Raw genomic sequence first — 21361 nt, 5'->3', positions numbered from 1 at the left:
GCCTCCTGGGAACGCCGAGCTCCAGCTCGGCAACGGGCCGCAGGCCCGCAATTCGCGGCCACCTGCGGATGGCCGCCCCGCCGCTCCTACAGAAAAAACGGCGCAAGCGCCGTAAACCGTTAGCTGGTCTGTAAATATGCACGGGCCAGCCGAATCTTCAAAGCATATTACGACGAGGTAATTCGTTATGGCACTGACTGCAACTGAAAAAGCAGCCATCCTGAAAGAGCACGGCCAATCCGAAGGCGATACCGGTTCCCCGGAAGTCCAGGTTGCCCTGCTGACCGCCAACATCAACAAACTGCAGGGTCACTTCTCTGCGCACAAGCAGGATCACCACTCCCGCCGTGGCCTGATCCGCATGGTAAACCAGCGCCGCAAGCTGCTGGACTACCTGAAGCGCAAGGATCTGAACCGCTACGCACAGCTGATCGCCAAGCTCGGCCTGCGTCGCTAAGACCCTGGAATGCCCGCCACTGGCGGGCATTCTTCTTTTTACCTCCCGGGGGGTGAATTCCCGGGAGCGCCGAGTTCCAGCTCGGCATGCGGGCCGCAGGCCCGCTAATATTTTTGCTTTGGAGGTTTGCCCTGTAACTGTATTGCCGAGCTGGAGCTCGGCGTTCCCAGGGGCGCCGCAAGGCAAAAACTGCAGGGGTTGCTGGAATGGGCCAGTAACCGTAAGGAAATAGGAAAAAAACTAGTGAATCCAGTAAGCAAAACTTTCCAGTACGGACAACACCAGGTCACCATCGAGACTGGCCGCGTAGCGCGTCAGGCCACCGGTGCAGCCCTGGTTACCATGGGTGAAACCGTCGTTCTGTGTACCGTTGTCGGCGCCAAAGACGTGAAAGCCGGCCAGGACTTCTTCCCGCTGTCCGTACACTACCAGGAAAAGGCCTATGCGGCCGGTAAGATTCCCGGAGGCTTTTTCAAACGCGAAGGCCGTCCGTCCGAGAAAGAGACACTGACCTCCCGTCTGATTGACCGGCCGATCCGCCCGCTGTTCCCGAACGGCTTCATGAATGAAGTGCAGGTGATGATCACCGTGCTGTCCGCCGAGAAAGACATGGATCCGGATATCGCCGCGATGATCGGCACCTCCGCAGCCTTGTCTGTGTCCGGTATCCCGTTTGGCGGCCCCATCGGCGCCGCGCGCGTGGGCTATACGCCACAGGATGGCTACCTGCTGAACCCGGGCTACGCCGCGCTCAAAGGCTCCGAACTGGACATGGTGGTCGCGGGCACCAAAGACGCAGTGCTGATGGTTGAATCCGAAGCGGCCGAGCTGCCGGAAGACATCATGCTGGGTGCGGTGCTGTTCGCCCACCAGGAAATGCAGGCCGTGGTCAAGGTCTGTGAAGAGCTGAAAGCCGAAGCCGGCAAGCCCACTTGGGACTGGCAGCCGGCGCAAGTGAACGAAGAGCTGAAAGGCGCCCTCGAGAACCAGTTCGGTGAGCAGGTAAAAGAGGCCTACAAGATCACCAACAAGCAACAGCGCGTTACCCGCCTGGGCGAACTGCGCAGCGCCGCGGTGGAAGCTCTGGCCAGTGAGGAAGTTTCCGAAGACCTGGTGAAGGCTTACTTCGGCAAGCTGGAGAAGAAAATCGTGCGCGGCGCGGTGGTGCGCGGCGAGGCCCGTATCGACGGTCGCGACACCAAGACCGTGCGCCCGATCAGTGTCGAAGTCGGCGTATTGCCGCGAACCCACGGCTCTGCGCTGTTTACCCGCGGCGAAACTCAGGCGCTGGTGGTTGCCACCCTGGGCGCAACCCGCGATGCGGCGATCATCGATGCCCTGGAAGGTGAGCGCAAAGACTACTTCATGCTGCACTACAACTTCCCGCCCTATTCTGTGGGTGAGGCGGGTCGTGTGGGTGCCACCGGCCGCCGTGAAATCGGTCACGGCCGTCTGGCCCGTCGCGGTATCGCCGCGGTACTGCCGGATCCGGACAGCTTCCCCTACACCATTCGCGTGGTTTCCGAGATCACCGAATCCAACGGTTCCAGCTCCATGGCCTCCGTCTGTGGCTCCAGCCTGGCGCTGATGGATGCCGGTGTGCCGCTGAAGGCGCCGGTGGCCGGTATCGCCATGGGCCTGGTGAAGGAAGAGGACGGCTACGCGGTCCTGACCGATATCCTCGGTGACGAGGACCACCTCGGCGACATGGACTTCAAGGTGGCCGGTACCGCCTCCGGCGTGACCGCGCTGCAGATGGACATCAAGATCGAGGGCATCACCGAAGAGATCATGGAAACCGCTCTGGAGCAGGCCCTGCAGGCGCGTCTGCATATCCTGGCGGAAATGAACAAGGTGATCGGCAAATCCCGCGAGACCGTCAATGAAAAGGCGCCGCGCTACGCCACCCTGAAGATCCATCCGGACAAGATCCGCGACGTGATCGGCAAGGGCGGCGCGACCATCCGTTCAATCACCGAGGAAACCGGTGCGTCCATCGATATCGAGGACGACGGCACCGTCAAGGTGTTCGGCGAGGATGGCGAGAGCCTGGAAGCGGCGGTTACCCGCATCGAGGAGATCACCGCAGAAGCCGAGATCGGCGCCATCTACGAGGGCACCGTGGTGCGCATCGTCGACTTCGGTGCATTCGTGAACTTCCTGCCGGGCAAGGACGGTCTGGTGCATATTTCCCAGATCGCCGAAGAGCGCGTCAATGCGGTGACCGACTACCTGAGCGAAGGCCAGAAGGTGTTCGTGAAGGTGCTGGACGTCGACCAGCGCGGCCGTATCAAGCTCTCCATCAAGGAGGCCAAGGCCGACCAGGCGGAAGAAGCCGAAGAGGCGAAGCAGGCTTCCGACGAAGGCTGATTCTCCTGAGCGAAAAAAACCCGGCAGCCGCCGGGTTTTTTTATGCTCGCTGGTCTGAGATCAGTATTCCACCGACCACCGACCACGGATCACTCGCCACCCACCGCCGCTGCCCGTTAGAATTCCCTTTAAAGAACAAAGGGGAAATACCTTGCACAACTTCTGGCTCGCAGAAATCCTGCTCGCCCTGGCCGCAATGCTGGTGGCCAATCAATACTGCTATATCGCCCGCCAGCGCTGCCAGTCGCCGGCCCTGCTGGTCGTCGCCGGTCTGCTCTGCCTCGCCCTGGCCGCCGCAGCTGGCGCCTATCGGTACGGCATTGATCCCGGAGTTACCGAATTGCACCGCGCACTGTCGCGACTGTCGGGCACGCTCTCGTTTTTGCTGATTGGCCTCGGTATGCTGTGGGCGCGCCTGGGCCTGCCGTTGGGGCGGGAAAGTCGCACGCCGGCTTATGTCGCCATCGTACTCGTGATTGCTTCGGCGCTGGGTGCGGCGGAATCCGCAGTCCTGACACCACAGGCCGTGAGTAGCCTGTACTCCACGATCGGGCTCTTACTCTGGTTGCTGGTGGCGTTGCTGGAGCTGGGCTCGGCGCGCACATTGACCCGCTCACCGGCACTGCTGCTGGCTGCGGGCGCTGCGCTGGTGATAGTGGCGGGGCTCGTTGTCGGCACCAGTGCGACCCGTGTACTGGGGCTGGCCAGGATGAACTGGTTCCACCTGTTACTCGCCGCGGGCGCCCTGTCGCTGCTGTGCGCCCGACCACTATTCGCCGGAGGAGGGCGCGTCGATGACTGATGTTTCTACTGAGCTGGAGGGCGGCTGTCACTGCGGTACAGTGCGTTTCCGGGCCACTTTCCGACACCAAGCCGGCCAGCCCCTGGTGGCGCACGCCTGCAACTGCTCCATGTGCCAGATGGTCGGCTTTCAGCACCTGATTGTCCCCGCCGCGGATTTTGAACTGCTGCAGGGAGAGGGGGACCTCAGCTGCTACACCTTCAACACCGGCGTGGCAAAACACTATTTCTGCAGCCACTGCGGAGTGAAATCCTTTTATGTCCCCCGCTCCAATCCCGATGGCTACAGCATTAATCTGCGTTGCCTCGATACGGTACCGCCAGGGGTGATCGTCGAGCCATTCGATGGTCAGCACTGGGAGGAAAATGCCGCTGAACTGGCGCACCTCAGCAAAGCGAAAAACAGCGATTGAATAACAGGGAATTTACTGAACCGTGAGTGAGCAGATCCGAACCGATTTCCTCAGTTGCACCGACAGCGGTGCCGTCTACGGCAAGCCCGGGCTGGATCTGCTACTGGTGCAGACGCCGCTGTGTCGTGCGGTCATCGCCCGACAGGGCGCCCAGCTGCTCGAGTTCCAGGCGGCGGATCGGGAGCCGCTGCTCTGGCTCAGCCCCGAGGCGCAGTTTGAAGCCGGCAAAGCAGTGCGCGGCGGCATTCCCCTGTGCCTGCCCTGGTTCGGTATCCACCGCCGCGACCCCGCCAAACCCAAGCACGGTCTGGTGCGCACCCAGGCCTGGCAGCTTGCCGGAGCGAAGGAGTTGGAGCATGGTGACGTGGAGCTGGTGTTTACGTTCCGACACGCTGGCAGCGAGCTTTTCGCCGCACCATTTTTCTGCGAATTCAGGATGCGGCTGGGCCGCGAACTGCAGTTGCATTTGCGACTGGAAAATCTCTCAGAAGAGACTGCCGAATACAGCTGGGCCTGGCACACCTATTTCCCGGTGGCCAGCGTGCGAGAAATCGAAGTGCACGGGCTGGAACATACCGATTACCTGGATAATACGCGCGAACTGGCGCGATTCCGCCAGGAAGGTCCGCTGACTTTCCCCGGAGAGGTGGATCGCGTTTTTGAAAACGCGCCTGCCCATCAGCGGATTCTGACTTCTGCGCCGATCGATTGCTACAGCGACAACTGCCGCACTGTGATCACCTGGAATCCGGGCGCCGAGCTGGCGGCGACATTGGCCGATGTGGGCGAGCACTACGGTGAATTTGTCTGCGTGGAACACGGCAATGCGTTCGCCGGCAGCTGGCAGCTGGCGCCCGCTGCGCAGGCCGAGGCGGCGCTGATTTTGCAGCGTTAGGCAAACCTGGAGGCACGCATGGACAGCATCGGCGAAGCAACGGGACAGGCGATCGTGGAGCGCGGCCTGATTCACGCCTATCTGCTCGATCGCCAAGGCGGAGGCAGAGATCTGGCCTGGAGCGAAGTTCGGGACTGGCAACCGCAGCAGGGCCTGCTGTGGCTGCATTTCGACTATACGGACGCCGGGGTCCAGCAGTGGCTGCGCAGTGGCAGTGGTCTCGAACCGCTGGTGGTCGATGCGCTGCTCACCGAGGAAACCCGCCCGCGCACCACGGCGATCGGGGACGGTCTGCTGATTGCCCTGCGCGGCGTCAATCTCAATCCGGAATCCCAGCCCGAGGACATGGTCTCCATCCGCTTGTGGGTGGAAGAGAACCGTGTGATCAGTACCCGCAAGCGCCGCCTGCTGTCGGTGAGCGACCTGCTGGAGCGGCTGCGCGCGGGGCGCGGGCCGGTTAGTTCCGCGGGGGTGGTGACGTCGCTGACCGATCTGCTGGTCTGGCGCATGAGCGATACCGTGGAGTCCTTCGAGGACAAGATCGACGAACTCGAAGACTGCGTGCTCGAGGCCAGCAGCGCGACGCTGCGCGCGGATCTGGCGCAGCTGCGCAAGCAGACGATCACGCTGCGCCGCTACCTGGCGCCGGAACGCGAAGCGCTGTCGCGCATGCTGGTGGAGAAGGTGACTTGGTTCGATGAAGGGAGCCGTATCCAGCTGCGCGAAGTGAGCGACCGCCTGCTGCGCCATATCGAGGACATAGACGCGGTGCGCGAGCGCGCCGCGGTCACTCAGGAGGAGCTGCTGAGCCGCAATTCGGAACAGCTCAACAGTCGCATGTACGTACTGTCCGTGGTTGCGGCGATCTTCCTGCCGCTGGGCTTTCTCACCGGTCTGCTCGGTATCAATGTGGGCGGAATTCCGGGCGCGGAATCGCCCTGGGCTTTTGCCGCCTTCTGCGGCCTGCTGTTGCTGGCGGTGGCATTGCAGCTGGTTATTTTCCGCTGGAAAAAATGGTTCTGAGGACAAGGAAATGTCGGACAAATTTCACTTGGCACAGGTCAATATCGCGGCGGCCAAAGGGGCGATGGACAGTCCCGTCATGAAAGGCTTTGTGGATCAGCTCGAGCGGATCAATGCGCTGGCGGATCGCAGCCCGGGTTTCGTCTGGCGGCTGCAGACGGAAGCGGGCGATGCGACTTCTCTGCAGGTGTTCGACGACGAACGCGTTATCGTCAATATGTCGGTCTGGCGTTCATTGGCGGCGTTGAAAAGTTATGTCTACGCTGGCGAGCACCTGGCAGTGCTGAAGGACAAAAAGCGCTGGTTTGAAAAGATGCCGGGGCCGGTACTGGCGCTGTGGTGGATTCCCGCGGGCACTATACCGGCTGTCGAAGATGCCAGGCGCGCGCTGCAGACGCTGGCGAGCCGTGGGCCTACACCCGATGCCTTTACCTTTGCCCGGGCTTTCCCGGCGCCGCAGGAACAACCCGCCTGACAGTGGGCAGGCTGCGCAATCTTCCACCCTCCCCGGCATTTTTCGCTGTGCTATATCTAGTGTCCCGCCCCGTAAATAAGCTTACGGTTGAAGCGTCCCTGGCGGCCCCTGGCTGCGTTGCGACTCCTCGCCATAGCCCTGCTATGACTCGTCGCCGCGCCTTGCCAGGAACCGCCAGGAACACTTCCCTTTGCCACCTCATTTATGGGGCGGGACATTAGGATCTGCGACACCGACCGGCGGCACGAGGGAATTTGCGACAAGTGAAAGCAATCATCGAGGCCACCCGCCATATCATGGCCGCCGCGACGCTGGTGCTGCTGATCGTGGCATTCTTCGCCATGATCTGGGGCGGCATCAAGGCTTTCCACGCGATCGAGCTGATCCTCAGCAGCCGGGGGGAGAGCCACGATATCGAGGTCTATCTGATCCGCGTGGTGGATGCCTTCCTGATCGCGATAGTGCTCTACCTGTTTGCGGTGAGCATTTACCAGCTCTTTATCGGCGGCCTGTCGCTGCCGGTCGCCAAAGACCTGGGAGAAATGAAGGGGCAGCTCGGCGGCGTCATCATTCTGGTAATGGCGATCCAGTTCCTGGAATACGTCCTGGGCGATTACCCGGCGCTGGAACAACTCTACGAGGGTATTTCTATCGCCTTTGTGGCGGGCGTACTGCTGCTGCTGAATTATGTGGTCAACCGCAACAAATAGTCCTGCCTGTGCGCCGGGCTTCGGTGTCGGGTTCCGGGCCGCAATAGCGCCCCCGATCAGTCAAACACGGTGACTGTCTGGCGGGTGAAGGCGACCAGCCTGCCTTCGGCGTCCCACAGGCGCGCCTGTATTACCCCGTAGCCATCCGCCGCCTGCTCCACGTCGGCCAGATACTGCCACCAGTGCGCGCCGGTCAGATCCGGCAGCGGCTCGATAAACTCCACCGTCCAGGTCAGCGAGCTCGCGGGTGCCGGGGCCTTCAGCATCGGCAGTATCGCCGGCGGCCAGGCGTCGATCAGCGCCAGCAGATGGCCGATGGTTACCGGTTGGTCGCTGCCGTCCTTGAAGCGCACCCAGCCGCCGAGGTGATTGTCGCGGCTGCCGCTGAAAGGCAGCTGTCCGCGGGCAATGCGGTAATCAAATTTCTGGGTGAACTCCGGCACTACGCCGGGAATATAGGGCAGGGCTTCACTTTCCTCCGGCCCCTTGAATTCGGGCGCAGGCGCGGTCTCCACTCGAATACTCGAGTTGCGCCCCTTGCCGAAACTGGCGAGACCGGCGAGCAGCACGGATCCACCCTGGCGAATATGCCCCTCTACCTGGGTTACCGAGCGGCCGGCGCGCAAGGTGGTGGACGAAATATCGACGGCTTCGGCCCCCACCGGGCCGACGAAGGAGATGGTCAGGGAGCGCAGGCTCGCATCGGCCGCTACATGCGCGGCCATCTTTTCGTAAAGCATGGCGGCCACCAGCCCGCCGAAGGTTGCGCGCCCCTGGGTCCAGCCAGCGGGTATCTCATTGACGCCCTGGCCCTCGCGCCATTTCGCCAGCAGTTGATCGAAAGTCATGGCCATCAAAAGAAAGTGTGGCTGTCTTCGGGGAAGGTGCCGTTCTTGACGTCTTCGGCATACTTGCGCAATGCGCCGGGAATACTGCCGGCTTCCTGCAGGAAATTCTTCGAGAACTTGGGCGGCTGCTCGGTGAGTCCCAGAATATCGTTGATCACCAGTACCTGGGCATCGGTGTCGCGCCCGGCACCGATACCGATCGTCGGCATGGAAACCGTGTCGGTGATGCGCTTGGCGAGGGAGGCGGGCACGCATTCGAGCACCAGCAGGTCCGCGCCCGCTTCGTCCAGTTGTGCGGCGTCGTCGAGAATTTCACCGGCCCGCTCTTCGTCGCGCCCCTGCACGCGGTAACCGCCCAGCTTGTGCACCGATTGCGGCGTCAGGCCCAGGTGGGCGCACACCGGGATGCCGCGGTCGGTGAGCATTTTCACCGTTTCCGCCAGCCAGGCACCGCCCTCGATCTTCACCATATGCGCACCCGCCTGCATGATGCGGGTGGCGTTGACGAGCGCCTGCTCCGGCGTGGCGTAGGTCATAAACGGCATATCGCCCAGGATCAGCGATTTTTTGTTGCCGCGGGCGACCGCTTCCACGTGGTAGATCATCTGCTCCATGGTCACCGGAATGGTGCTGTCATAGCCCAGGACGGTCATGCCGAGGGAGTCGCCCACCAGTACGGCCTCGACGCCGGTTTTCTGCGCCATCGCCGCCATCGGCGCATCATAGAGCGCGACGGTAATGAATTTTTCACCGTCCGCTTTCATTTTGCGCAGGGTCTGTACCGTTACCGGCTTTTCCAGTTCAGTGGGAGCATACATAACAATCAATTCCCCGGATTGTAGTAGTGGCGGCCGCTGGTGATGGTGAGCATATACTCCACCAGCTGGCGATAGTCCTGCGGGCGGTCGACGATATCGATGTCCTCGCTGTTGACGATCAACAGCGGCGCCTCGTCGTAGTAGTGGAAAAAGTTGGTGTAGGCCTCGTTCAGCGTCGCCAGGTACTCGTTGCTGATCGAGCGCTCGGCGGCGATGCCGCGGGTGCGTATGCGCTCCTGCAGTACATTCAGCGGTGCCTGCAGATAGACGACGAGATCCGGCTTGGGGGCCTGCAGGGTCAGGTGCCGGTACACCTGCTGGTACAGCGCCAGCTCGTCGGGGTCGAGGGTGACCTCGGCAAACAGCTGGTCCTTCTCGATCAGGAAGTCGGACACCCGCACGGGCTTGAACAGGTCGTCCTGGCGCAGCGCCTGGATCTGTTGGGAGCGCTGCAGCAGGAAGTGCAATTGCGTGGGCAGTGCCGCGCTCTTGGGGTCCTGGTAAAAGCGCTCGAGGAAGGGGTTGTCTTCCGGCAGCTCCAGCAGCGTGTCGTAATTGAAAGTGGCTGCGAGTTTTTTTGCCAGCGTGGTTTTGCCCACGCCGATATTGCCTTCGACGGCGATAAACCGCGGCAGTGTCCTGGCGGACAGGTCCAGTTCGTGCGGGTGGATTTCGCCGGTATCGTTTGCCACTGAACTTGCTCCCTTTTTTGTTGCCACCGCCCCTTCCGGGGCTGCCGGGGGCATGCGGAATCGCCCCCCTGGCTTGTTCTGGCTACTTTAACTTGGTGTCAGATTTTATCCAGGCGATTGTGCGGGCACTGTTGCAGCAATGCCTGAATCGATTCCCCCGAAGGCAGCTGCAACTGCGGTTCCAGTTCGGCCAGCGGCTGCAGCACAAAATTGCGCTCCGCCATGCGCGGATGCGGAACCTGCAGGCGCGGTTCGTCCAGCTGTTCGCGGCCGAACAGCAGTATATCCAAATCGAGCGTGCGGGCACCCCAGCGAACGCTGCGTTCACGCCCGTGGGCCGCCTCGATGGATTGCAGGTGATCGAGCAGTTCCAGCGGCGCAAGGTCTGTTTCCAGCTCGGCCACCGCATTGATGTAATCCGGTTGCTCCCCCGGCCCCACAGGCGCACTGCGATAGAAGCTGGAGCAGCGCAGCAGGCCGGTGTGGGGGAGGTCGGCCATGGCCGCCAGTGCACTGCGCAACTGCTCCTGCGGCTCGGCCAGATTGCTGCCGAGGCCGATAAATACGCGCTGCATCTACTCGGCGGCCTTGGGGCGCCGCCGGCGGCGCCCGCTGCGCGAGCCGCGCCGGTTGCCGCCGCCGTTGTCGTTGCCGCGCTGCAGGTTGCGCACCATCTGCTGGCGCTGCTCGTCATCGGCCTGTTGGAACTCGGTCCACCACTGGCCGAGGCCGGCGGCAATCTCGCCACACTCCTCGCGCAGCAGCAGGAAATCGTAGGCGGCGCGGAAGCGCGGGTGTTCGCTCAGGCGCTGTGCGCGGCTGCCGCTCCGCTGTGGCAGGCGCAGCTGCAGATCCCAGATCTCGCGCATGGGGATGGTGAATCGCTTGGGGATCGCGGTGTGTGCCAGCTGCGAGCTGGTGACCTTCTGTGCCGCCTGGGCCAGAGCTGGCAGTGGCGGTGTGCCCCGGGCGAGCAGTTTCTGCTGTTCCGCGTTTACTGCCGGCCACAAAAGTGCCGCATACAGGAACGCCGGTGTAACACGCAATTCCTGGCGGATGCGCTCGTCGGTGTTGCGCAGCGCCCGCCGCGTCAGCTCCAGTGCCGCCGGATTGTCCAGCTGGGCCGCGTTGTCCGGGAAAAGGTGGTGCCACAGCTGGTATTGGCACAGCAGCTCGAAAGTGCGCTCGCCGTGCCCGCCCATCAGCAGCTTCAGTACCTCGTCGAAGAGGCGCGCCGGGGCAATATTGCGCAGCAGCGGCGCCAGCTCCGGCAGCGGCGAGGCGGTCTTGTCCTCGATATCGAAGCCCAGCTTGGCGGCGAAGCGCACGGCGCGCAGCATCCGCACCGGGTCTTCTTTATAGCGGGTGGCCGGATCACCGATCATGCGAATCAGGCGCTGCTCTATGTCGCGCACGCCGCCGGTGTAATCGTGGATCGCAAAGCCGTCGGTGGTGTAGTAGAGAGCATTGACGGTGAAGTCGCGGCGAATGGCGTCGCTTTCCAGGTCGCCGTAGACATTGTCGCGCAGCAGCATGCCGTGTTCGGACTGCTGCGCCTCGTGTTCCTCGCCGTCGCTGTGGTGACCGCGAAATGTGGTGACCTCGATGACTTCGCGGCCGATGCGGGCGTGCAGTATGCGAAAGCGGCGGCCGACGATGCGCGAGCCGCGGAACAAGTGTTTCGCCTCTTCCGGTGTGGCGTTGGTGGCCACATCGAAGTCCTTGGGATGGCCGCCGAGTAACAGGTCGCGCACGCCCCCACCGACGATATAGGCCTCGAAACCCGCCTCCTGCAGGCGCTTCATCACCGTCAGGGCGGCGCGGCTGATATCCCGGCGGGAAAGGTTGTGGTCGTTGCGGGCGATGACCCTGGGGCCTGGGTTGGCCGGCTTGCGCCAGCGTTTGAAACTGCTGATCAGGGTATTGAGCATACGGCTGTCTGTCTTGGCTGCTGCCAACGGGTTTTTGGCTCGAATGGTCCCGTCGCAATCTCACATGCAAATTGGTGCTGACAGGGCCTGTTGCGAGGCGCATTCTACCACAGGCGCAGCCGTGCGCCCGCAATCTGGCAGGAATGCGATTTGATCAGGGAAAAAGAAAGGAAAGATGGGAATTATTCTTATTAGGTATGAAGGCAGCGGCTTCCTTGCGCTATCAATTTGCTGTCTAGCAAACACCCTCTCCCAGGTACAATCAGTCAGTTTGTAACGCGCTTGTCGTTCTTTTTGTTGTCTTCTGCTTTATTTTTATTATTTATTGTTATTTTTGTGCTTATTGTTATTTTTCTTTCGGTTTTGGTCCCTGTTTGCTTTTATTGTCGACCGCCCCGTTATTTTTATTGTGTTTCGCCCGCTTATTGTTAGTGGTTATTAGGGCTTAAACAGTCATTTATTTTTATTCTTGGCTGTTCTTATTGTTTGTACTAGATACAAAGCATTTAGTGTGCCAACTTTAAAAAATTCTTTAAAATCAATAAGTTAAAAAATTTACAAAAATTTTCACGCCGCCGGGGAGGGATTTTGCGTTACGGATGTCGCGGTGGTTGTTACTGGCGGTGAGACCGGGGTAACACTTTCAGTTGTTACCAATGAGGGGGGGCGTGAGGCGCGCGGGTACAAAGTGCGGCTCTGCGCGGTACCGCCAGGGCCACAGGCACCGTGAATGGGGTGCAGTGAATGCCCGCAGCGGCCGCACCGCGCACTCGAGGGAGCGGCCGGGGCACGACAGAGGGGCTGGGAGGTGGGTCAGGGATTGCCGGCTCGGGGATGGCTGCGGCGCTGGGCGGCCCAGACTATGGAATTGGCAGGGCGCCTGGGCGGGTGGTCCTGCGGGTCGCAAGCGGAGCTGGAGCTCCGCATTCCCGGGATCAAGTTTCCGCGTCGGCGGTGCGGCGGGCCTTCTTGCGCGGAATGCCCAGTTTCTGGCGGCGCTCCCACAGGCATTTGCGGCTCACACCCAGCTTCTTGGCCAGCTCCGTCTCGCTCATGGTGTCCTGGTGTTCGATCACGAAGCGGGCGAAATAGTCCTCCAGGGACAGGTCCTCGCGCGGATCCGTATGGAGGCTGCGCGGGCGCCGCTCCGGGTCCGCTTCCTCTATCGGCACCAGGTCCAGGTCGATATCCAGGGTGCTGTGGTCAATTTCCTTGCTGTTGTCGTCGGTGAGAATGACCGCGCGCTGGATCGCGTTCTCCAGTTCGCGCACATTGCCCGGCCAGGTGTAGGTGGTCACCGCCTGCACGGCCTCCGGCGACAGCTTGAGCGTCGGGCGCTCCACTTTGGCGCAGAATTTCTCCAGCAGGTGCTCGGCGATCGCCAGCACGTCCTTGCCGCGCTCGCGCAGCGGTGCCAGGGTCATCTGTACCACATTGATGCGGTAGTAGAGGTCTTCGCGAAATTTGCGCTCCGCGGCCAGCTGGCGCAGGTTGCGGTGCGTCGCCGCCACCAGGCGCACATCCACCTTGCGGGACTCCACGGCGCCGATGGGGCGCACCTCGCCCTCCTGCAGCACACGCAGCAGGCGCGCCTGGGCTTCCAGCGGCAGCTCGCCGATTTCGTCGAGGAACAGGGTGCCGCCGTCGGCGGCCGCAACCAGGCCCTCGCGAGCGGTCTGGGCGCCGGTGAAGGCGCCCTTCTCGTGGCCGAACAGTTCCGCCTCGATCAGGGTTTCCGGAATGGCCGCACAGTTGACTGAGATCAGCGGTTTGCCGGCGCGGCGGCTCTCCTCGTGTATCGCGCGCGCCACCAGCTCCTTACCGGTACCGGTTTCGCCGTGTACCAGTACGGTGGCATCGGTCGGCGCCACCTTGTGGATGCGGCTGTAGAGATCGCGCATCACCGGGCTGTCGCCGATCATGCCGGCGATGGCGCGGCGAGGCTCCTTGCTCGCCGGGGCCTGGGCGCGGCTCTGCTCGGCCTTGCCGATCACGCGGCGCACCGTGGCGATCATTTCGTCGTGGTCGAAGGGCTTGGCGATATAGTCGGCGGCGCCCATGCGCATGGAGTCGACGGCCGACCTCAGGCTGGCGTAACTGGTCATGATCAGCACCGGCACATCGCCGGCCAGCTTGAGCAGGTCTGTGCCCGGGGCGCCGGGCAGGCGCAGGTCAGAAATGACCAGATCGACATCGCTGAAGCGGTACTTGGTGGTCGCTTCGCGCACTGAGCCCGCTTCACTGACCTTGTAGCGGTGCCGCTCCAGCAGTTTCCGCAGCGCCGTTCGAATAATGGCTTCATCTTCGACGATCAGGATGTGGCTCATGTGTTACGCCTGGTTACAAAATGTTCATTGGACGCCTAGTTTTACCTGCGCGGCGTTTCGATGCAACTCAATAGGGCTCGGTTGGGCAAAGTTTGCACGGATTTTGCGCAAATTTTGCCCTTGGAGACAATTATCTTGCCTGCGGCAGCTGCACGATGAATTTTGCTCCGCGACCGGTTTCGGGGTTGGCGGGGCTGACCAGCTCCAGCTGGCCGTCGTGCTCCTCGACGATGCTGTACACCATCGCCAGGCCGAGGCCGGTACCTTCGCCCGGCTCCTTGGTGGTAAAGAAGGGCTCGAGAATGCGCTCGCGGTGCGCCGGCGGAATACCGGGGCCGTCGTCGGTGACCGCGACGCAGGCGCAGCCGCCCTCGATGTAGCCGTCGATCTGGATATGGCCGCCGTCCGGGCTGGCATCGCGGGCATTGCTGAGCAGGTTGATGAACACCTGGATCAGGCGCTGGTTGTCGCCCGGGGCGATCAGGTTCTCCGGCACTGCGTTGTCGAAGGTCACCTCGGTCTTGTCCCGCTGCAGGGACAGCAGCTGTACCGCCTCCTGCACGCAGGCGTAGAGGTCCACCGGCGCCCGCTCGCCGCCGCTTTCCGGACTGCCGCTGTGGGAGAAATTGACCAGTGAGTGCACTATGCGGCTGATACGCTGGGTCTGGCTGAGAATCTGGTCGGCGGTGTCGCGCACTTCCGGGCTGTCGGACTCGAAGTGCAGGTTCTGGGCCAGGCAGGCGATACCGGTCACCGGATTGCCAACTTCGTGGGCGACGCCGGCTGCGAGGCGGCCTACGGACGCCAGCCGCTCGCTGTGCATCAGCTCCTGCTCGAGAATCTGTGTCTCGGTGACATCTTCCAGCAGCAGCATCTGCCCGTCGCCGCGCTGGCTGCGCGCGCGGCCGCTGCGGCTGCTCTTCTGACGTGTCTTGTGCAGGTTCAGCCAGTGGCTGTTGTCGCTGATGCTGATCTGCTGCTTGAAGCGGCTGGCGTCGGCGGAGCCGGCGAACTCGGCCAGCAGGGTGCGCCAGGGCTCGGGCAGGTATTCCAGCTTGGAGCCGATCACCTCGCCGGCGGCGATGCCGGTCAGGTCCTGCATCGCGTAGTTCCACAGCAGTATCTCGCCATCGCGGCCGAGGGAGCAGGCCGCCAGCGGCAGCTCCTCCAGCATCTGCCGGTGATAGAGGCGCAGGTTGTTCAGTTCCGCCGCCAGGCCGGTGAGCTGGTTCTTGTAGCGGCTGAGCCGCGTCTCGATCAGGTGAATGTCCTTGTTGGCCGGCTGGTCGCTGTCCTTGAACGGGAAGTGGCGATCGATAATCTGCCCGGCGAGGACGCGCCCCAGCAGACCGGACAGGTTGGCCTCCAGCTTGTTGCGCAACTGGCGCAGGGCGTAGGGGCGGCGCTCGTCGTCGGGGAGGTTCAGCTGGCGCAGGGCGCGGTTGACCTCCTGGTTCGCGGTGACCGCGCCGAGGCTCTCCGCCAGGCGCAGGCGGAAATCCGCGGCCGATTCCACGTCCAGCTCCAGGCGCAGGGCCTGGCTGAGCGTATCGTCGCTGCACAGGTCCGCGGCGTACTGTTCCAGGCTGCTGCTGCGGGTAAGGACCGACAGGCCGATAAACAGCAGCGCGTTCACGCCCAGCGACAGCGTGGTGACCTGGGTCCAGATGGTCATGCCCAGGGGAACCTGGATCTCGCTGCCGGGCAGTGTGACGCCACTGAGGCCGAATACCGACGGCAACAGCAGGCCGCCCGCCCACACCAGCATGCCCGCCAGCAGGCCGCCGATAAAACCGCGGCGGTTGCCGCGCGGCCAGTGGATCACGGCGAAGATGCCGGGCAGAAACTGCAGCGACGCGATAAATGCCAGCAGGGCCAGGTCGGACAAAGACAGGCGATTGTTCAACAGTAGGTAAAACGCAAAACCCGCCAGGAACAGCGCTGCTACCAATGCGCGGCGCAGCCACACCAGCTGGCGGTACATATTGTCTTCCGAGTGCCAGCGGGTGCCGGGCAGCAGCCAGTGGTTCATCACCATGGTGGACAGCGCCAGGGTGATCATGACCAGCGCACCGGTGGCGGCGGACAGGCCGCCGATAAATGCCAGCACCGTCAATATTGGCGAACCACTGGCCCGCGGCACGGCCAGGGAGAAATACTGCACCGGCTCCGTCACATCCAGCGCGAAACCGGCCCACATGATCGGGAAGATCGGCAGCGCCATCAGCAGCAGGAACAGCGGGAAGCCCCAGCTGGCGATGCGCAGCGTCTGCGCCGCGGGGCGCTCGGCCACACTCAGGTAAAAAATATGCGGCATGGCTACCGCGGTGGCGATAAATACCAGCAGCAGCGTGTGGGACGAGCCCTGCTTGATCGGCGTGTACAGCAGCTGCTGCATATCGCTGTTCTCCGCCAGCCACTCATCCAGACCGGCAAAACCGCCGAAGACGCCGTAAACCGCATAGGCGCCGACCGCGAGCAGGGCGACCAATTTGACCACCGACTCCAGTGCCATGGCGCTGGCGAGCCCCGCACGGCGCTCGCGGGTGGCGCCGTACATGCTGGTAAATACCGCCAGCAGCACACAGTAGAAAAACGCGATCAGGTTCTTGCTGGTAACGCCGCTGTCCGGCAGCGCCAGCGCGGCAACACTGTCCCGCGACAGCAGTGCGAGCGTTTCGGACACCGCCTGTATCTGCAGCGCGATCAGCGGCAGCAGTGCCAGCAGCATAAACAGGGTGGCGAGGGTGCCGGCCTCACGACTGTGATAGCGGAACACAAACAGGTCCGCCGGCGAGGTCAGCTGGTAGCGCTGTGCCAGCCGCGCCAGCGGCTCCAAGGCGACAGGCGCAAACAGGAACATGGCGCCGGTACCCAGGTAGTAGGCGAGCACGCCGTAGCCATACTGCCAGGCCAGGTCGACGATGCCGTAGAAAGTCCAGGCGGACAGCGAGACCCCCAGGGACAGCACATAGATCAGCGGGTGGCGCACCCAGCGCGACGGCAGCCAGTCCTTGGACGTGGCGAAGGCGACGAAAAACAGCGTGGCGATGTAAGCCACGCCGATCAGTGCGATGTGGGCAATCTCAAAGCTCATCGGACTTGCGCCTCATCTGCACGAATACCGCCAGCAGGATCAGGACGAACCAGAGAATAAAGGGCCGGTACCAGGCGCCAGCGGGATTGATCATCCAGGTGAAGATGGTCGGTGAAAATACGTAGCCCACCAGGACCAGCAGGATTAACAGGGTGCGGTTGCTCATAGATTGCTTAATGGAGCCCGGTATAAGGCGATTATCGGTAAATTTGCAGCGGCGACCGATGGTCGCGGTCGGGCTTTCAAAACGCGGCGGACTCTGATCGCGACCGTCAGCCGCCCCTGCCGCTCCAGGCGCCTGTGGCGCTAGCGTGTGGCCCGAGCTAGCGAGCTAGATAGTCCCGTTGCGACACCCGCGATTGGGGCAAAAATGTTAAATGCCGTGTCCCTTCAGTGCAATCAGTGCAATTGCCGGTCGCGCATATCCACCTGGTGGCGCTGCCAGCGCGCCGCGGCCCACTTGAGAATAGGCTCTGGCCGTTCCCCGGCCAGTTCCACCGGCGTGTGAAAACCGAGAAACTCGAGTGCCGTGCAGAGGTTTTCCGCGGCACGGCGGTCGTCTATGGCCGGGGCGTGATTCTGCTTGCTCAGTTTCTGATGGCCACCGGGTCCCAAAACCAGCGGCAGATGGCCGAACTGCGGCGGTGTCGCGCCGAGCAGCCGGAACAGGCGCCGCTGGGCGCCGGTGGTGTCCAGCAGGTCGGCGCCGCGGACAACATGGCTCACCCTCTGATCGATATCATCCACCACCACTGCCAGCTGGTAGGCGTAGAGGCCGTCGCGGCGCTTGAGAATGGTGTCCTCGCCGATGCGCTGGCACTGGGCGCCGCGCCAGATATCGTGAAAATGCTCCTCGCCGCCGGCGCATACCAGCCGCAAGGCGCAGGGGGACTGCGGATCCAGTGCACTGGGCCCCAGCGCCTCGACCTGCGTGCGGCAGGTGGCATTGTCGTGGCCGCCATGGAGACGTATCTGGCTGCGCGAACAGCGGCAGGGGTAGATCAGCTGCCGCGCCGCCAGCTCGGCGAGCGTGCCCTCGTACAGGGCGTGGCGGCGGCTCTGCCATTCCAACGGACCGTGCCAGTGCAGAGCGTGGGCTTCGAGCGACTTGAGAATGCGGTCGGCGGCGCCGGGCTCTTCCCGCGGCGGGTCCAGGTCCTCCATGCGCACCAGCCAGTGCCCACCGTGGGCGACGGCGTCCAGATAGCTGCCCAACGCGCAAACCAGGGAGCCGAAATGTAGCGGTCCGGTGGGTGAGGGCGCGAAGCGGCCGATATAAGCGTGGGGAGTGTTCAAGGGCGCTGAAGGTGGGGCTTTGAATGGGCTTTAGGGGCGGTCCTGCTGCCGGTGGGCACATTGCCCCTTTGTGAGAGTGAGTCGTGTGAGAGTGAGTCGCGAGAAACCGTCCCTGATGCATCGCCCGGCCTTCCCTGGCCGGGCGTGAGCCCGCGCAGCGAGCAGTGCTCGCTCAACGCGCGGGCTCACCCGGAAATCTGCTTTTCCTTGATCTCCGCCAGGGTTTTGCAATCCACACACAGGGTGGCAGTGGGGCGCGCTTCCAGGCGGCGAATTCCGATCTCCACACCACAGGCCTCACAGTAGCCGTAGTCGTCCTGGTCGATCAATTCCAGGGTGGCGTCGATTTTCTTGATCAGTTTGCGCTCGCGGTCGCGGGTGCGCAGCTCGAGACTGAACTCCTCTTCCTGGCTGGCGCGGTCGGCCGGGTCCGGGAAGTTGGCTGCCTCGTCTTTCATGTGGGAAACGGTGCGGTCCACTTCCGCCATCAGCTCGGCCTTCCAGGCCAGCAGCAAGTTGCGGAAGTGCTCCTGCTGCTTCTCATTCATGTACTCTTCGCCCTTCTTCTCTTTGTAGGGCTCAAAGCCGTGCAGAGATTCGGTGCTCGCAGCAGTTTTGGGCATAGTCGTTGCCTCTCTTTCTATACGGGCCCCCGTTAATGGGGGCAATACCACCAAATTCAATCTAGCCTAGTCCGGAATCGTTCGGGTTAGTGCATTTTTTACCCGAACTATCGGGGCACGATGGCAGGCTAATCCTTCTTCCGGCGCCCCCAACCCTAAAACATCGAGGGACCTGGCGACCGAGAGCGAGGAAGCTATCAAATCTCCGCGGTTAGCGCCACAAATTGTTGCCCGTGGACTTGTACACAGCATCCCTAGTATTTTGTGGCGTCAAAATTGTCACATTTGGTCGTCACGTGAAGCTCCATCCACCCCTGCAGCAGGCAACCCTGCTGCGCCGCTACAAGCGTTTCCTCGCCGATATCGAAACCCCGGCCGGCGAAGTTTTCACCATCCACTGCCCCAATACCGGCTCGATGAAAAACTGCTGGGCGGAGAACACGCCCTGCTGGTATTCGGACTCCGGCAACCCCAAACGCAAGTACCGTCACACGCTCGAAGTCACCACCACCCCGGAGGGCGCTCTCGCGGGGGTCAATACCGGCCGCGCCAATGCCCTGGTGGAGGAGGCGATCGCCAGCGGTGTGGTCGCCGAACTCCAGGGCTATGAAACCCTGCGCCGCGAAGTGCGCTACGGCAGCGAGAACAGCCGCATCGACCTGTTGCTGTCGGGTTCCGCCGGCGACTGCTATGTGGAGGTCAAGAACGTAACGCTGGCGGAGGGCGATCGCGGCTACTTTCCCGATGCGGTCAGCAGCCGGGGGGCCAAGCATCTGCGGGAGCTGCAGCAGCTGGCGCAGACCGGCGTGCGCGCGGTGCTGTTTTACTGCGTGCAGCACACGGGCATCGAGACAGTGCAGGCGGCGCGAGATATAGATCCGGCCTATGCGGCGGCGCTGGACGCGGCGACCGCCGCGGGTGTGGAAGTGCTCGCTTACCGCGCGGAAATCAGTACAGAAGAGATCGCGCTACGCAAACCGATTCCCTTCCGTTGAAAGTAAGAGATGTGATGTGTCACCAAATGAAGATGTAATTTCTGTCACGGTTTCGCATAATCAAGATGAAACTTCTGCCTTAGGGTGCGAACAATGTTTGAGCAAAATAAAAAAACGGCGCTTTTCCTTTCACTGTTACTGACCGCCTGTGGCGGAGGGGGGGGAAGTGACTCCTCGTCTTCTGAACCCCCGGTTAATGACCCTCCCCCTAGCGGCTCCTCCCAGACGGAAGAGCCGGTATCCTACGTTGCATCCGGTAAGGCGATAGATGGTTATATTGTCGGCGCTACCGCTTGGCTCGATATCAATGGCAACGGCGTGCTGGACGATGACGAACCTAGTGCGCTAACCGAAGCTGGGGGTGACTATTCACTGGAATTGACCGAGGCCCAGAACAGCTGCCTCCCATACTCGACACTTTATGTCGATGTTCCGGAGGGGGCGATTGATGAATCCGAAGGCGAAGTTCAGGCCGCCTACCAGCTGGCTTTCCCGCCATCACTGGATGCGGAAAAAACTGAAAACATCATGGTAACTCCACTGACGACAGCGGTGTGGAATAGCGTAGTGGTCGCCCTTACCGATGCCGGTTACTCACTGTCCTGTGATGCACTGGTGAGCAATGAGACATTGCGCAACCGGATTACGGATGCGGTAGAGGGTGGTGTCCAGGGGGTTGTGCAGCATTACAACATCCCCGCGGAAAAGATTTATCAGGATTACATCGCCGATGCGGATAGCGGGATTCAGGAGAAGGCTAAGGCCATAGTGGCGGGCCTGCAGGCCTCGCTGGCGGAAACGCTCACAGCCCGACAGGAGTATCCGGAGGCGGACTTTATTCTGGTGCAATACTACATGGGCTCGCACCTGGATGGTGGCTGGGAGCACCTCCCTGAGCAGTGGTACCGCGATCAGAAAATTTGGCAGGGCAATACAAACTCCCACCGCGTTGCGCGGGTATCCGCTGATTTCAGTGAAGAGGGGGCGCTAATCATGTCTTCTAAAGGCATCACTGAAATTGGCGAAAACTACCGCTGGAATGATGGCAGCGTATGGGAGAGCCGCAATGGTGATGGAATATACGTGTGCGAACGCTCGAAAGGTATCGAGTGGAGCGGGTTCACTGTTGGGACTCTTTACGACATGAGTAGCGCTACAGATGAGAAGAGCTGTCGCGAAGGCGCGCTTGTTGTGATCAAAAACCAGTACAACTTCGTCAGCTATTCCGGTGATAGTGTCGAATTTACGAGCCAGTTTTCTTTTGATGGCATTGAACTGAACCCGCTTTCTGGGGCGATCGATGATGCCAAGCTCGCCGCTTTCGAGAGCGCGATCTTGGATTTGCCCTACCGCTGGGAAGACTCGGGCACAGGAGGCGCTGCCTGGGTAGCGCGCAATCGCAGCGAGTCGTTTGATGATGGGGAAACGGCGATGGTCCGCACAACTAGGGTGGAATATGTCGATGGCAGCACAGCCTGGACCAGAATCACAAACTTCCGTGATGGAACTCATAGCAATGAGTGTTCCGATGACGGGGAGCTCTGGCAAAACTGCAGTGGCTAATTAGCCACCTGGCAGAGCCTTGCTCCA

General features: G+C 62.0%; 20 protein-coding genes. 10 read left to right on the top strand and 10 right to left on the bottom strand.

Annotated features, from left to right (window positions below):
- Window positions 1-187: 187 nt before the first annotated feature.
- The 8 genes from rpsO (at window position 188) to RRF64_RS07790 (ending at window position 7144) form a co-directional block, all read left to right on the top strand.
- A complete protein-coding gene (gene rpsO, locus RRF64_RS07825; protein ID WP_193161507.1) occupies window positions 188-457 on the top strand; it encodes a 30S ribosomal protein S15 in 270 nt (89 codons plus the stop codon).
- Window positions 458-700: 243 nt separating this feature from the next.
- Window positions 701-2827: a polyribonucleotide nucleotidyltransferase gene (pnp, locus tag RRF64_RS07820; RefSeq protein ID WP_323845276.1), complete on the top strand. Its 2127-nt coding sequence runs from the start codon at window positions 701-703 to the stop codon at window positions 2825-2827.
- Window positions 2828-2978: 151 nt separating this feature from the next.
- Window positions 2979-3629: a hypothetical protein gene (locus RRF64_RS07815; RefSeq protein ID WP_323845275.1), complete on the top strand. Its 651-nt coding sequence runs from the start codon at window positions 2979-2981 to the stop codon at window positions 3627-3629.
- A complete protein-coding gene (locus RRF64_RS07810) occupies window positions 3622-4041 on the top strand; it encodes a GFA family protein (RefSeq protein ID WP_323845274.1) in 420 nt (139 codons plus the stop codon). Before RRF64_RS07815 ends, RRF64_RS07810 begins: the two co-directional genes overlap by 8 nt.
- Window positions 4042-4063: 22 nt before the next feature.
- Entirely contained in the window at window positions 4064-4936 is an 873-nt protein-coding gene (locus tag RRF64_RS07805) for a D-hexose-6-phosphate mutarotase (RefSeq protein WP_323845273.1), read from the top strand.
- Window positions 4937-4954: 18 nt separating this feature from the next.
- Window positions 4955-5959, top strand: coding sequence for a zinc transporter ZntB (zntB, locus tag RRF64_RS07800; protein WP_323845272.1), 1005 nt, complete (start codon window positions 4955-4957; stop codon window positions 5957-5959).
- Between the two features lie 10 nt (window positions 5960-5969).
- Window positions 5970-6434 carry a DUF3291 domain-containing protein gene (locus RRF64_RS07795; protein WP_323845271.1) on the top strand — a complete coding sequence of 155 codons (465 nt, stop codon included), beginning with the start codon at window positions 5970-5972 and terminating at the stop codon, window positions 6432-6434.
- Window positions 6435-6697: 263 nt separating this feature from the next.
- Window positions 6698-7144, top strand: coding sequence for a YqhA family protein (locus tag RRF64_RS07790; protein ID WP_323845269.1), 447 nt, complete (start codon window positions 6698-6700; stop codon window positions 7142-7144).
- Between the two features lie 56 nt (window positions 7145-7200).
- Here the strand turns inward: RRF64_RS07790 and RRF64_RS07785 are convergent, their stop codons facing one another.
- From RRF64_RS07785 to dksA, 10 genes are all read right to left on the bottom strand, one after another.
- The gene (locus RRF64_RS07785) at window positions 7201-7992 is read right to left on the bottom strand and encodes an acyl-CoA thioesterase (RefSeq protein WP_323845268.1); all 792 of its coding nucleotides are present in this window, start codon (window positions 7990-7992) and stop codon (window positions 7201-7203) included.
- Window positions 7993-7997: 5 nt separating this feature from the next.
- Window positions 7998-8810 carry a 3-methyl-2-oxobutanoate hydroxymethyltransferase gene (gene panB / locus RRF64_RS07780; RefSeq protein WP_323845267.1) on the bottom strand — a complete coding sequence of 271 codons (813 nt, stop codon included), beginning with the start codon at window positions 8808-8810 and terminating at the stop codon, window positions 7998-8000.
- Window positions 8811-8815: 5 nt separating this feature from the next.
- Window positions 8816-9502: a deoxynucleoside kinase gene (locus RRF64_RS07775; protein WP_323845266.1), complete on the bottom strand. Its 687-nt coding sequence runs from the start codon at window positions 9500-9502 to the stop codon at window positions 8816-8818.
- Between the two features lie 98 nt (window positions 9503-9600).
- Complete coding sequence (folK, locus tag RRF64_RS07770; protein ID WP_323845265.1) at window positions 9601-10077, bottom strand: 2-amino-4-hydroxy-6-hydroxymethyldihydropteridine diphosphokinase; 477 nt, start codon at window positions 10075-10077, stop codon at window positions 9601-9603.
- Window positions 10078-11433, bottom strand: coding sequence for a polynucleotide adenylyltransferase PcnB (pcnB, locus tag RRF64_RS07765; protein WP_323845264.1), 1356 nt, complete (start codon window positions 11431-11433; stop codon window positions 10078-10080).
- A gap of 935 nt (window positions 11434-12368) precedes the next feature.
- Complete coding sequence (locus RRF64_RS07760) at window positions 12369-13760, bottom strand: sigma-54-dependent transcriptional regulator (RefSeq protein WP_323845263.1); 1392 nt, start codon at window positions 13758-13760, stop codon at window positions 12369-12371.
- Window positions 13761-13890: 130 nt separating this feature from the next.
- Entirely contained in the window at window positions 13891-16857 is a 2967-nt protein-coding gene (locus tag RRF64_RS07755) for an ATP-binding protein (RefSeq protein WP_323845262.1), read from the bottom strand.
- Entirely contained in the window at window positions 16847-17023 is a 177-nt protein-coding gene (locus RRF64_RS07750; protein WP_323845261.1) for a hypothetical protein, read from the bottom strand. The genes RRF64_RS07755 and RRF64_RS07750 overlap by 11 nt, the downstream gene beginning before the upstream one ends.
- 233 nt (window positions 17024-17256) lie before the next feature.
- Window positions 17257-18153, bottom strand: coding sequence for a tRNA glutamyl-Q(34) synthetase GluQRS (gene gluQRS, locus RRF64_RS07745; RefSeq protein ID WP_323845260.1), 897 nt, complete (start codon window positions 18151-18153; stop codon window positions 17257-17259).
- Window positions 18154-18338: 185 nt separating this feature from the next.
- Window positions 18339-18776: an RNA polymerase-binding protein DksA gene (dksA, locus tag RRF64_RS07740; protein ID WP_323845259.1), complete on the bottom strand. Its 438-nt coding sequence runs from the start codon at window positions 18774-18776 to the stop codon at window positions 18339-18341.
- A 296-nt stretch (window positions 18777-19072) separates the two neighbouring features.
- On the opposite strand from dksA, the gene sfsA reads away from it, so the two are divergent.
- Together sfsA and RRF64_RS07730 are read left to right on the top strand one after the other, a co-directional pair.
- Window positions 19073-19771: a DNA/RNA nuclease SfsA gene (gene sfsA, locus RRF64_RS07735; protein WP_323845258.1), complete on the top strand. Its 699-nt coding sequence runs from the start codon at window positions 19073-19075 to the stop codon at window positions 19769-19771.
- 93 nt (window positions 19772-19864) lie between these two features.
- A complete protein-coding gene (locus RRF64_RS07730; protein ID WP_323845257.1) occupies window positions 19865-21334 on the top strand; it encodes a hypothetical protein in 1470 nt (489 codons plus the stop codon).
- The last annotated feature ends 27 nt before the right edge of the window (window positions 21335-21361 follow it).

Source organism: Microbulbifer magnicolonia (assembly GCF_035117725.1).
In the GTDB taxonomy this organism is placed as follows: domain Bacteria; phylum Pseudomonadota; class Gammaproteobacteria; order Pseudomonadales; family Cellvibrionaceae; genus Microbulbifer; species Microbulbifer magnicolonia.
Note: the sequence above shows the minus strand (reverse complement) of the source record. Positions and strands in the feature narration are given on the sequence as shown.

What these genes read in the sequence shown, in the direction of transcription:
- panB (WP_323845267.1), bottom strand. Translation starts at nt 8,810, where the DNA reads ATGTATGCTCCCACTGAACTGGAAAAGCCGGTAACGGTACAGACCCTG.
- RRF64_RS07755 (WP_323845262.1), bottom strand. Translation starts at nt 16,857, where the DNA reads ATGAGCTTTGAGATTGCCCACATCGCACTGATCGGCGTGGCTTACATC.
- RRF64_RS07730 (WP_323845257.1), top strand. Translation starts at nt 19,865, where the DNA reads ATGTTTGAGCAAAATAAAAAAACGGCGCTTTTCCTTTCACTGTTACTG.
- RRF64_RS07795 (WP_323845271.1), top strand. Translation starts at nt 5,970, where the DNA reads ATGTCGGACAAATTTCACTTGGCACAGGTCAATATCGCGGCGGCCAAA.
- RRF64_RS07760 (WP_323845263.1), bottom strand. Translation starts at nt 13,760, where the DNA reads ATGAGCCACATCCTGATCGTCGAAGATGAAGCCATTATTCGAACGGCG.
- pcnB (WP_323845264.1), bottom strand. Translation starts at nt 11,433, where the DNA reads ATGCTCAATACCCTGATCAGCAGTTTCAAACGCTGGCGCAAGCCGGCC.
- zntB (WP_323845272.1), top strand. Translation starts at nt 4,955, where the DNA reads ATGGACAGCATCGGCGAAGCAACGGGACAGGCGATCGTGGAGCGCGGC.
- rpsO (WP_193161507.1), top strand. Translation starts at nt 188, where the DNA reads ATGGCACTGACTGCAACTGAAAAAGCAGCCATCCTGAAAGAGCACGGC.
- RRF64_RS07750 (WP_323845261.1), bottom strand. Translation starts at nt 17,023, where the DNA reads ATGAGCAACCGCACCCTGTTAATCCTGCTGGTCCTGGTGGGCTACGTA.
- RRF64_RS07810 (WP_323845274.1), top strand. Translation starts at nt 3,622, where the DNA reads ATGACTGATGTTTCTACTGAGCTGGAGGGCGGCTGTCACTGCGGTACA.
- folK (WP_323845265.1), bottom strand. Translation starts at nt 10,077, where the DNA reads ATGCAGCGCGTATTTATCGGCCTCGGCAGCAATCTGGCCGAGCCGCAG.
- dksA (WP_323845259.1), bottom strand. Translation starts at nt 18,776, where the DNA reads ATGCCCAAAACTGCTGCGAGCACCGAATCTCTGCACGGCTTTGAGCCC.
- RRF64_RS07785 (WP_323845268.1), bottom strand. Translation starts at nt 7,992, where the DNA reads ATGACTTTCGATCAACTGCTGGCGAAATGGCGCGAGGGCCAGGGCGTC.